At 67.6% G+C, this 10922-nt stretch carries 14 protein-coding genes and 1 pseudogene; 13 read left to right on the forward strand and 2 right to left on the reverse strand.

Annotation, left to right across the window (positions count from 1 at the left end; translation table 11 throughout):
• From VGE49_RS12925 to ssb, 12 genes and pseudogenes are all read left to right on the forward strand, one after another.
• Positions 1-226, forward strand: a pseudogene (locus VGE49_RS12925) (hypothetical protein); the annotation flags it as partial.
• Positions 223-495 (forward strand): hypothetical protein, encoded by a 273-nt coding sequence (locus VGE49_RS12930; protein WP_331034951.1) that lies wholly within the window; start codon positions 223-225, stop codon positions 493-495. The pseudogene VGE49_RS12925 and the gene VGE49_RS12930, both read left to right, overlap by 4 nt.
• On the forward strand, positions 492-875 hold the full coding sequence (locus VGE49_RS12935) for a M15 family metallopeptidase (protein ID WP_331034952.1): 384 nt from the start codon (positions 492-494) through the stop codon (positions 873-875). Before VGE49_RS12930 ends, VGE49_RS12935 begins: the two co-directional genes overlap by 4 nt.
• Positions 872-1297 (forward strand): hypothetical protein, encoded by a 426-nt coding sequence (locus VGE49_RS12940; RefSeq protein ID WP_331034953.1) that lies wholly within the window; start codon positions 872-874, stop codon positions 1295-1297. Before VGE49_RS12935 ends, VGE49_RS12940 begins: the two co-directional genes overlap by 4 nt.
• 31 nt (positions 1298-1328) lie before the next feature.
• On the forward strand, positions 1329-1475 hold the full coding sequence (locus tag VGE49_RS12945) for a hypothetical protein (RefSeq protein ID WP_331034954.1): 147 nt from the start codon (positions 1329-1331) through the stop codon (positions 1473-1475).
• A gap of 235 nt (positions 1476-1710) precedes the next feature.
• A complete protein-coding gene (locus VGE49_RS12950) occupies positions 1711-2526 on the forward strand; it encodes a flagellin (protein WP_331034955.1) in 816 nt (271 codons plus the stop codon).
• 87 nt (positions 2527-2613) lie between these two features.
• Positions 2614-2886: a hypothetical protein gene (locus VGE49_RS12955; RefSeq protein ID WP_331034956.1), complete on the forward strand. Its 273-nt coding sequence runs from the start codon at positions 2614-2616 to the stop codon at positions 2884-2886.
• Positions 2887-3013: 127 nt separating this feature from the next.
• Positions 3014-3865 carry a flagellin gene (locus VGE49_RS12960; protein ID WP_331034957.1) on the forward strand — a complete coding sequence of 284 codons (852 nt, stop codon included), beginning with the start codon at positions 3014-3016 and terminating at the stop codon, positions 3863-3865.
• 245 nt (positions 3866-4110) lie between these two features.
• Entirely contained in the window at positions 4111-6798 is a 2688-nt protein-coding gene (locus VGE49_RS12965) for a transcriptional regulator (protein WP_331034958.1), read from the forward strand.
• 78 nt (positions 6799-6876) lie between these two features.
• On the forward strand, positions 6877-7557 hold the full coding sequence (locus VGE49_RS12970) for a hypothetical protein (RefSeq protein ID WP_331034959.1): 681 nt from the start codon (positions 6877-6879) through the stop codon (positions 7555-7557).
• Complete coding sequence (locus tag VGE49_RS12975; protein ID WP_331034960.1) at positions 7554-7982, forward strand: hypothetical protein; 429 nt, start codon at positions 7554-7556, stop codon at positions 7980-7982. The genes VGE49_RS12970 and VGE49_RS12975 overlap by 4 nt, the downstream gene beginning before the upstream one ends.
• A 90-nt stretch (positions 7983-8072) precedes the next feature.
• Positions 8073-8576, forward strand: a complete 504-nt coding sequence (gene ssb, locus VGE49_RS12980; RefSeq protein ID WP_331034961.1) for a single-stranded DNA-binding protein — start codon at positions 8073-8075, stop codon at positions 8574-8576.
• A gap of 61 nt (positions 8577-8637) precedes the next feature.
• Here ssb and VGE49_RS12985 read toward each other — a convergent pair whose 3' ends face one another.
• Entirely contained in the window at positions 8638-9210 is a 573-nt protein-coding gene (locus VGE49_RS12985; RefSeq protein WP_331034962.1) for a nucleoside 2-deoxyribosyltransferase domain-containing protein, read from the reverse strand.
• A 131-nt stretch (positions 9211-9341) separates the two neighbouring features.
• Between VGE49_RS12985 and VGE49_RS12990 the strand changes: the two genes are divergently transcribed.
• Positions 9342-10244 (forward strand): DMT family transporter, encoded by a 903-nt coding sequence (locus tag VGE49_RS12990; protein WP_331034963.1) that lies wholly within the window; start codon positions 9342-9344, stop codon positions 10242-10244.
• A 9-nt stretch (positions 10245-10253) separates the two neighbouring features.
• Here VGE49_RS12990 and VGE49_RS12995 read toward each other — a convergent pair whose 3' ends face one another.
• Entirely contained in the window at positions 10254-10784 is a 531-nt protein-coding gene (locus tag VGE49_RS12995) for a superoxide dismutase family protein (RefSeq protein ID WP_414643659.1), read from the reverse strand.
• Positions 10785-10922 lie beyond the last annotated feature (138 nt).

Here is a 10922-nt window from a genome sequence, read left to right on the forward strand (position 1 = left end):
TGACGACGCCGGGCGCGGGCGGCGCGGGCGCGGCGGGCGTGGTCTGGCTGACGGCGATCGGGTGAGCGGCATGACGCGATATTTCGACCGCATCCAGGAGCCCGAACTGCTGGACGAGGAGGCCTGGGCCGCGCCCGAGCGGCTGACGCCCGATGATTGTTTCGACCAGCTGGGCAGCGACTGGCGCAGACCCGCCGCACCCGGCGATCCGGAGGATGAAGCATGAGCGGGACGGCGATGAGCGAGATCGGGCTGGCCGAGGGGCGCTGGCTGTGGCGGCGGCTCTATGTCTTCGTCGCCAGCGCAGGTTTGTGGTGGCTGCTGGCGCGGGCGGTGGGGCGGACGGCGCCGACCGATCTGCCGCGCGTGGCCGAGGGGCTGATGGGGTTGCTGGCCTTGATGCTGGTCCTCTATCTGGTCGCGCCGACCGCCCAACAGATGATCGCCATGCTGGCCAATCTTCGCCTGCGTCTGGCGGCGGGGGGCGGGGGATGAGCTTTCGCCTGTCGCAACGCTCGCGCGCCCGCTTGCTGGGCGTCCACCCCGACCTGATCGCCGTGGTCGAGGCGGCGATCCGCCGAACCGAGGTGGACTTCATGGTCACGGAGGGCTTGCGCGATCCGGCCCGCCAGGCAGCGTTGGTCAGGGCGGGGGCCAGCCTGACGCTGAACTCGCGGCATCTGACGGGTCACGCGGTCGATGTCGCGGCCCTGGTCGAGGGCAAGGTGCGCTGGGATTGGCCTTTGTACGGGCGCATCGCGGGGGCGTTCAAGGACGCCGCCCGGAGCTTGGGCGCGCCGCTGATCTGGGGCGGCGACTGGGTCCGGCTGAGGGACGGCCCCCATTTCGAGCTGGACCGGAGGGCCTATCCATGAGCCGCCATATCCTGTTGCGCACGCTGACGCCGCTGGGATGGCTGGCCCTGGTCGCGGCGGCGCTCCTGCTTATCGGGATCGCCGGGCGCGGGTTGGGCCTGAGCTGGGACCCGTTCGGCCTGCAGGAGCGGCGGCTGGAGGCGGCGCAGGCGCGCGCGGCCCGGGCCGAGAGCGATGCAGAGGCTCGCCGCATCGAAGCGGTGGGGCGGGCGCGGCAGTCCGCTCGGCTTGAAATCCATCACCGACAAACCCTGGCCGTGCAGCGGGCGACCGTCGCGGCCATCACCCAGGCGAGGAGCGCCGAGGATGCGAACGACCCCTTGGACCCTGTGCGGGCTGATCGCCTGCGCGCTCACGATCGCGAACTGTGCCGGCTCGCCCCCGATATCGACGGTTGCGCCGCCACGCCTGACCCTGCCTGAGGCGGCGACGCGACCGTGCGCCCTGGCGACTTTGCCCGAGAGGCCGAGCCTGGCGGATCTGGAGGCCGCCTACCTCCTGCGCGGCGCCCAGATCGTCGCTTGCGACGGGGCGAGGCGGCTGGCGGTCGAGACCCTGAGCGCGGAACGGGCGCTGCAGGATGGTCGGCGAACGCCCTGAGGCGGAAGATTTTGCCGAGCGGCCCGGCACAATTTGCCGGTCGCGGCGGTCGATCGGCAATTACTGCCGGGCTGTGAGCATGGTTTACCAAATCTAACGTAATGAATTCAGCGTGTTGATGGCGGGGCGGTTGGATCAATTTTGTGGCCCCGGCCTTGCTGATAGTCATCCCGAGCAGAAAGCTCCCGGCAGCCAAAATGGCGTCGGACATCGTCGAAGACAAAGGATGGCCAAAATGGCTAACAGCATCAACACGAACGCTGGCGCCCTCATCGCGCTGCAAAATCTCAACGCGACCAGCCGTGACCTCAACGTCACGCAAAACCGCGTGAACACGGGCATGAAGGTGTCCTCGGCCAAGGACAATGGCGCCATCTTCGCCATCGCCACCGGCCAACGCGCCGAAATGGGTGCTCTGGACGCCGTGAAGCAATCCATCCAGCGCGGTCAGTCGGTCGTCGACGTCGCTCTGGCCGCTGGTGACGTGGTCACCAAGGCCCTGGAAGAGCAAAAGTCGCTGGCCGTCGCCATCCAGTCGTCCGTCGCCGGTTCGGCTCAAGAAACCGCCTACCTGGCTGACTTCAATGCTCTGGGCAACGAAATCACCAAGGCCCTGGGCGGCGCCAACTTCGACGGCGTCAACCTGTTCTCGGCCGGCTCGGCGACCAACAACCTGATCGTTCAGACGGGCACCGCCGCAGGCGACACCTTCACGGTTCACGCCGTGGCCGGCGCCGCCACGACCGTCGCCACCGCCACGGGCGCGATCGCTCGTGCCGGCGCCACGGCCGCTGCGGTCGATACGGCCATCAGCACCTTCGCCGCCAAGCTGGGCACGCTGGGCACCAACTCCAAGTCGCTGGAGCGCCAACTGAGCTTCACGTCCAAGATTCAGGACGCGGTGGAAGTGGGTATCGGCAACCTGGTGGACGCTGACCTGGCCAAGGAAAGCGCCAAGCTGACCGCTCTGCAAACCAAGCAACAGCTGGGCGTGCAGGCGCTGTCGATCGCGAACCAGTCGAGCGGCATTCTGCTCGGCCTGTTCCGCTAATAAGACGTGGCCGGGGGCGGGCCTTTCGGTTCGCCCCCGTTCGCACGTCCGGAGACGGAGGGCGCGGCGTGACCGCGCAATAGGGAAATGGCAGACAATGTCGCAAGAGTACCTGGCATAACCTTCATCAATGCGGACGCCCTGGGTCAGGGCGTCGAAGGGCCGCAGCGGCCGGTTCAGAACGATAACGACGCGGGCCGGTACCGCTTGACTATCGAGGAAGGGCCCGGCGGCTTCGTCTACAAGACATTGGATCGGGTCACTGGCGAGGTCATTCGCCAACTGCCCCGGGAAGAGGTCGTCAAGATGCGCCACAGCCCGGCTTACGGCCCGGGTGAGTTGATCAAGACCCGCGTTTGATCCTGTAGCGTGGACCGCAGCGCCGCCGGCTTGCCGGGCGGCGTCGCGTTCGTTTCTTAGCCGTTAACCATACGCTCAGGAATCAGCGACATTCTGGCGCTCAGAATTTGAACTGGGGCTAGAAGCCATGACTAACAGCGTTCTCACCAATGCCTCGGCGCTGACCGCGCTCCAGAACCTCAATTCGACCAACCAGAAGCTGGCGATGACCCAGAACCGGGTCAACACCGGCCTGAAGGTTCAGGGCGCCAAGGACAATGCGGCGACCTGGGCCATCGCTCAGAACCAGCGGGCTGACACTGGCGCGCTTGAGGCCGTCAAGACCAGCATGAACCGCGCGACGTCGCTCGCCGACGTATCGCTCGCGGCAGGCGCTCAGATCTCCGACCTGCTGATCGAGCTGCGCCAGAAGGCGACTTCGGCGGCGGATCCCTCGGCCTCGGTCGCGACTCGCAAGGCCTATAACGACGAGTTCCAGGCTCTGCTGACCTCGCTGCAGTCCTATGCGAACAACGCCACCTTCGATGGTGAGAACATTCTGGACGGGACCAGCGTCACGGCGCTGGACTTCCTGGCGAATGTGAACGCCAGCGAGACCATCACCGTGAACCGTCAGGACATGACGCGGGTCGGCCTGGGTCTGGCGACGACCAACTTCGTGGCGCCGGCGACGGCCTTCGATCTGCTGACGCCTGACAATGCGACCAACGCCTTGAACCAGGTCATCGCCGCGCTGGACACCTCCAGCGCAAACCTGGCCGAACTGGGCGCCCAGGCCAAGCAGATCGAGAAGCACAACATCTTCGTCGGCAAGCTGATGGACTCGCTGGAAACCGGCATCGGCAACCTGGTGGACGCCGACATGGCCAAGGAAAGCGCCCGTTTGCAGGCGCTGCAAGTCCAGCAGCAGTTGGGCGCCCAGGCGCTTTCGATCGCCAATCAGGCGCCGCAGATCATCCTGTCGCTGTTCAAGGGCTGATCTATCTGAACAGACGAGGGACCCCGTGGCCGAGTGAAATCGGCGGCGGCCTGCGCGGACTGGGGCGTGGCATCAGCCCGTACAGGCTGGCCATTCTCAGGAATATCCAACGCAGGTACGACATGGGCCCTAACCCCTTGCCTGTGACCGGCGATTAACGTCGGTCAACCGTCGCTGTTCCGGCGCGATCTTAAACAGTTCGTTACCAGACGTTCGGCAAACTGCCGGCCGGAGGGCGTCAGCCTGTGATCAACAACAGCTATCTTCTTGGGATGTACGGCCTGACGCCGACGGCCTCTGGCTCGTCGGGCGCGGCTTCGTCCCTGAAGAAGCAGCCCACAGCGCCCTGGAGCCCCGCCGCCAAGCCGCCGACCGAATCCGAGCTGCTGCGCGCCGCCATGGGCGGGCGCCGCTTCTTCAACGAGGCGACGACCAGCCTGGACGTCAAGGGGACGTCATCCGGCGACTACCGCAAGATCTTCGCCCTGTATCAGGGTCTCTCCATGCTGGAGGCCGTTTCCGGACGGGCTGGCGAACGCGGCGTCAGCGCTGGTGAAAACGCGCAGCTTTCCAAACGTTTCGACGCCGGCATGGCGGAGCTGTCCGTCTTCCTGCGCGACTCGAAATTCGACGGCCTGAGAATGGTTGAAGGCGTGTCGGCGACCAAGGCCCAGACCGGCGCCGCCGTGGCCCGGGATTCGACGAAATACGTCACCGGCGCGATCCATTCCGGAGCGGTGACAGATGACGTCGCCGCCTTCCAGGGCGACGTGAAATTCAGCATCACCGTCAAGACGGTCAGCGGTTCGCAGTCGATCGCGATCGACCTGGCCGACATGGGCGGCGCTCCGCGCACGCTGCAGTCGGTGGTGGATCATATCAACGGCAAGCTGGAGGCGGCCGGCGTGCAGACGCGGATGGGGCGCGAACTGTTGCCGTCCGAGCCGCGCGTCATCAAGAGCGGCGACAAGACCATCACCCTGCCGGCGGGGCCGGATCAGTGGGCGCTCAGCGTCCAGGGCGCGTCGTCTGAAACCGTCAGCTTCGTCCCGGTTTCGTCGTCCGACGCCGTCTATGTGGTGCAGGGGGTGGGAACCGCCGGCGCGCATAATGTGCTGAAATTCCAGGAAGGCGCACCCAACGCCACGGGCGCGGCCTTCTGGGTCGACGGCCAGATCGGCCAGTCGGCCTTGCCGGCCGGCGTCGAGACGGTTCGCGCCAGCGCCGTCGGCCCGGACGGTTCGATGTGGATCGTCGCCGACGTCAGCGAGGGCACGTCGACCCAGCCGATCAAAGGGCAGGGCGATGTGGTGCTGATGAAGCTGGATTCGGCCGGTCAGGTCGTGCTCAGCCGGGCCCTGGGCGCCGCCTCGACCGCCAGCGGCTATGCGATTTCCGTGGGCGCGGACGGCCGTGTGGCCGTGGCCGGTTCCGTCGTGGGCGCGCTGGAGCCCGGCGTGTCGGGCGCCTCCGCCAATGTGGCCGACAGCTTCGTGACCGTGTTCGACGCCAAGGGCGCCGAGCAGTGGACCCAGCGTCGCGGCGCCAAGGCGGCGGACGAGGCGACGGCGGTGTCGTTTGGCGCGGACGGCCGGGTCTACGTTGCCGGGCGTTCGCAGTCGGCGATGTCTGGCAGCGTCGCCCTGGGCGGTTGGGACGGCTATGTCCAGGCCTTCAGCGAAACCCAGATCCACAGTCTGGCGCCGATCAAGGCCATCGCCTCGGGCGTCGACCAGTTCGGCACGGTCGGCGACGATAACGTCCAGGCCATGACCGTGGACGGCGACAAGCTCTACACCGCCGGGGTCGAGAACGGGCGCATGGTCGTGCGTCGCTTCCAGATTGATCCGACCGGGGCGCCGACGCTCTTGTCCACCCGCGACCTGGGCGGCGCCGACGGCGGCGAGATCAGCGGGCTGTCTGTCGTGAACGGTCAGGTGATCGTCGCCGGCGTTACGCGAAATCCGGCCCTGAACATCGGTCAGGTCAACACCGCCCATGCCGGCGGCCAGGACGCCTTCGTGGCTGTGATAGCCGACGATCTGACGGCGTCGGGGAATGATCGCCTGACCTATCACGGCGGCGCGGGCGACGATTCCGCCGCCGACGTGAAGGTCGTGGACGGCAAGGTCTGGCTGACCGGCGTCGCCGATCGTCCTGTCGGCGCCAAGGCCACGGATCCCACGTCCGGCTATCTGGCGCGTCTGGATCCCCTGACCGGCGCGGTCGAGTGGAAGCAGACGTGGACCGGCGCGAACGGCCAGGCTGCGCCGACGACCATCGCCGTCGCCGCGGGCGGCGCCAGCGTGCTGGACCGGCTGGGTCTGCCGCAGGGCGAGATTCCGCAATCGGATTCCAAGAACCTGGTGGATGCGACGGCCCTGAGGGCCGGGGATCGCTTCTATGTCACCTCGTCCAGCGGTCGTTCGGTCGCCGTGACCATCGACGCCAAGGAGACGCTGCAGACCCTGGCGCGCAAGATCGAGACGGCTTCGGGCCGCTCGCTGAAGGTCACGATCAAGACGGACAAGGACTATACGACCGGCATGAACGGCGACACCAAGGTGACGGCCGGCGGCGTGCAGCGCCTGTCGATCGCCTATGCCGACGGTCGCGACGGCGCGGTCTTGCAGGCGGGCGAGGCGGGGCGCGACGCGCTGGCGGCCCTGGGCCTGACCCCTGGCTACATCGGCCCTTCCAGCAGCGACCTGAAGACGTTCGGCCTCGATCTGCCCAAGACCTTGAGCCTGCGCGACGCTGACGCGGTCAAGCGATCCAACGAGAAGCTGCGGGCCGCAATGGTGACGCTGCAGAGCGCCTACAGGTCGTTGGCCCCCAAAAGCACCACGCCGGCGATCACCGGCGAGGCGCCGGCCTATCTCAGGGCGCAACTGGCCAATTATCAGGCGGCCTTGGCACGACTCACAGGCTAGGGGCGGCTAGCCCCGCTTTAGGTTGACGCGCGGCGCGTCGCCGGGGTTATTGGGGCCATCATTGGCGTCGAGTCCCGCATGGCCCTTCCTAAAGACAATCGCACGGTCCTGATCGTCGGGGGCGGCTTGGCCGTCGTTGCGGCCGTGGCGGCCGCCCTGGTGTTCAGCGGAGGCCGCGACGGGCCGACCGAGGCGCCGCCCGCGTCCCAGGGCGGGCTGACCATCGACCTGGCCGAGGCCCCGACGCTGGAGCCGGCGCGCGAACTGCGTTGCTTCGTCAATGGACAGTTCGTGGGTCAGGCGACCCTGGCCGACTGCGCCCAGCGCAACGGCGTGGCCACCAGCGCCCTGGACGTGGGTCTGGATGCGACCGGCGCCCTGGCCGCGGCCCCGACCGCCGCCTTCGCCCCGCCGCCGGAACTGCCCGCGGAACCCAAGGTCGAGGTCGCCCCGGTCGACGAGGGGGCTTCGCCCGCCGAGCCCAGCCGCGCGGCGCCGGCCCCGGCCTCGGGCACGGCCTGCATGCGTCACACGGGCTCGGAGTGGCGCTCGATCAGCTCCGGCATGAGCATGAGCGCCTGTGTCCAGGCCCTCTACGCCGGGGTCTGCGTCCGCCCGGGCGAGGCCCAATACGGCCGTTGGGGCGACACCACCCTGCGTCTGGTGCCGCGTCGCGTCGAGCAATCGAACGACAACACCCGATTCCGCACCCTGGCTCAGCAGGACCGCAACTGTCAGTTCCCGGAGTTGGGCCGATGAGCCGCAAAATCGCTTCTTACGCTGCGCTGGGCCTCCTGGGCCTGACCGTCGCCGCCTGCGCCCGGCAGGGCGTCGAGGCGCCGACCGAGCCGGGCGTCTGCTATCATGTGGTCCTGCCCGAAGACGGCAAGTCCGCGCCCCTGGTCAATGTCGTCGCCCGGGACCAGCCGCAAATCGAGTTCTGCGCCGCGCGGCTTGAGGAAATGCGCCTGCGCTTCCTGCGCATGGGGGGCAACAACCGCGACATGATCGGCGCCTATCAGGGGCAGTTCATCTTCATCGACCGGGGGGGCGTGAAGTTCGGCAAGACGCTGACGGGGCAGCGTTTCTTCGCCCTGACGCGCACCGGCGACGGCCGTCTGGCCATTCCGGGCGCCATCCAGCGCGAGATCGACGGTCGTCCTGTCGCGGTCGCCCCCAACTAGAATTCCCGCCTGCTCGGGCGTGAACAAAACTGGAACATTCCGCCGATATCCGCTAGGGATCGACGGCAAGAACATAAAAGGACATCGGTTATGGCGGGCAGCGTCAACAAGGTCATCCTCATCGGCAACCTGGGCAAGGACCCGGAAATCCGCACGCTGAACAGCGGCGACCGCGTCGCCAACCTGCGCATCGCGACCTCGGAGCAATGGCGTGACAAGGCCACCGGCGAGCGCAAGGAAAAGACCGAGTGGCATCAGGTGGTCATCTTCAACGAGAACATCGTCAAGGTGGCCGAGAACTATCTGAAGAAGGGCTCGACGGTTTACATCGAGGGCTCGCTGCAGACCCGCAAATACACCGACGCCCAAGGCGTCGAGAAATACTCGACCGAGATCGTGCTGCAACGCTTCAACGGCCAGCTGACCATGCTGGGCGGTCGTAACGACAGCCAGGGCGGCGGCATGGGCGATCGCGGCGGTTACGGCGGCGGCCGCAACGACGACGACTACTCCTCGGGCTTCTCGACCGGCGGCGCCAACAAGCCCTCGGGTCCCAAGGAAAGCTACGACCTGAACGACGACATTCCGTTCTAAGGTCGGTTCGACCGAACGATCAGGCCGCGTCTTCCGAGAGGAGGGCGCGGCCTTTTTCTTGTCAGCGGGCGAAGCGGCCCGTGGACGCGGCCTCGCTGAGGGCCTCGCGGACGGCGGCGGTCAGTTCGGGCAGGGACTGGACCTGTTTGACGCCATAGGCCTGGGCCGTGATGTCGACATTGCCCTTTCTCCAGAAGCCCTCGGGAGCCAGGACGATCAGCTTTCCGCCGCGCGCGTGCAGACCCATCTCCAGCAGACTGACGGGGCTTTGCGTGCCGGGCGCGAAATACATGACGATGACGTCGGCGGATTCCAGCGCGGCCAGCTCCCACTCGACCTGACGGCGGAACTCGGGCTCGTCGGCCTCGGGGCGCCAGTTCGGATTCCAGTCAGGGCGGCGGGGATTGAGGACGACCACGTCCATGTCGGCCAGGGCCGAGGTCATCGCCGCCTGCCAGTCGGGCGCGCCGCCCATGTCGATGCTGCCGCCCAGGAAGACGCGCGGGCGGCTGTCGTCGATGGGCAGGGGCTGGGGCGAGACCACGGCCGTCGGACCTTTGCCGGTCTGCGCCAGCGCGGGGGCGGCGCTGAAGGCGGCGACGGTCATCATCAGGGCGGCCAGCGTGCGGGTCATCGATTTGCCTCGGTTTCGCGAAGGGGCGGGGCATAGCACCCTGTCGGGCGAAGACTAGGGCAGGCGCGACGGAAAAGAGCGGTCATCGAACGTGACGGGCCTTTCGCGGCGGCCTGTGGCATCAGGTCACGGTGTCCAGCCATCGCCATTCCCCGCTGAGCCTGCTCGAGATCGCCGCCATCATCGCGGTGATGCTGATCTGGGGCATCAACAACGCCGCCGCCAAGATCGCCACCGAGGTCATGCCGCCACTGATGGTCGGGGCCCTGCGCTTCGCCGTGGCCGCCGCCTGTTTGATCTGGTTCGTGCGGCCGCCCTTCCCGAACTGGAGGAGCCTGCTGATCATCGCCGTGGTGGGCGGTCCGATCCACTATGGCCTGATCTATCTGGCCTTTTGGCTGGCTCATGACGTCAGCCCGGTGACGGTGGCGACCCAGCTCTGGATTCCGCTGACGTCCCTGTTCGCCTTCTTGCTGCTGGGCGAGCGGATTTCGCGGATGGCGACCATCGGTCTGGTCATCGCCTTTGTCGGCGTGGCCTGGATGACGCTGGACCCGCACGCCTTGCAGGACTGGAAGGCGATTGCGGTCGGGGCCCTGGGCGCCTCGGCCTGGGCGCTGACGACGGTGATCGCGCGGCGCACGACCTCGATTCCGCCGCTGAAGATGCAGGGGCTGCTGGCCCTGATGGCCTTCCCGGCGCTGACGCTGGGTTCGTTGGTGTTCGAGACAGGGCAGTGGGAGGCGGCGCAGATCGCGCCGCCCGTCGTCTGGGGCACGGTGGTCTGGGCGGGGGTGATTTCATCGGTGTTCGCGACCAGTCTGGTCTTCTGGCTGGTGCAGCGCCGCGAGGCGGGGCGGGTAACGCCCTATCTGCTGGGCTCGCCCCTGGTGTCCATCCTGATCGGCTGGCTGTGGATGGGCGACGTGCTGACGCCGCAGATCCTGACCGGGGTGGCCATCGCCCTGATCGGGGTTGTGACGGTCGCCCTGGGGGAGCGCGGCTTGCGCGCCGGCGCCCCCGCCAAGGTCTGATCGTTTAGGTTAGTTGGCGCTGAGGACCGCGCAGGCCACACGGTCGCCCGCGCCGCCGATGGGCTGGCTGTTGTGGTCGTCCGGGTTGGCGTGGATCACCAGGGCCGAGCCGTCGGCGTCCCACAGCCACTGGCCGGGGCCGTCCTGGCTGATGCGGGCCTTGGTGGTGAAGAACTCAGCCTTCGCCGAGCCGTCGGCGGCCGCGTAGAGGTTGGGCAGGTCGCCGTCATCCGGGCCTTGCGCGTTCAGCAGGCCGTGCGGCGTCTTCGGGTCCGTGTGGTTGATATGGGCGCCCGCCGAGGTGAAGGGCGCGGCGCACTGACCCGTGGCGTGGATGTGGATGCCGTGCCAGCCGGGCGTCAGACCCGAGGCCTCGACCCTGATCAGCAGGCCGGTGGCGCCTTGCGTCAACGTCGCCTTGCCGATTTCCGCGCCCTGGCCGTTGATGATCGCGGCCTGACCCGTCTGGCCCGGCGTGGCGCGCGGGATCATGGCGGAATGATCGATAGCCGCGGCCTGACCGTGCGCGCTGTGGCTCATGGCGGCGTGATCATGGCTCTGGGCGAAGGCGCTGGCGGCGATCAGCGAAGTCGCGGCGACGGCGGTGAGGGCGGCGGCAGTCAGACGCATGGTTTTTCTGTCCTTTTGGGCATGGGGATATCGGCGGCGTTTCTTTGC

This window comes from Brevundimonas sp. (genome assembly GCF_036405315.1).
GTDB lineage: Bacteria > Pseudomonadota > Alphaproteobacteria > Caulobacterales > Caulobacteraceae > Brevundimonas.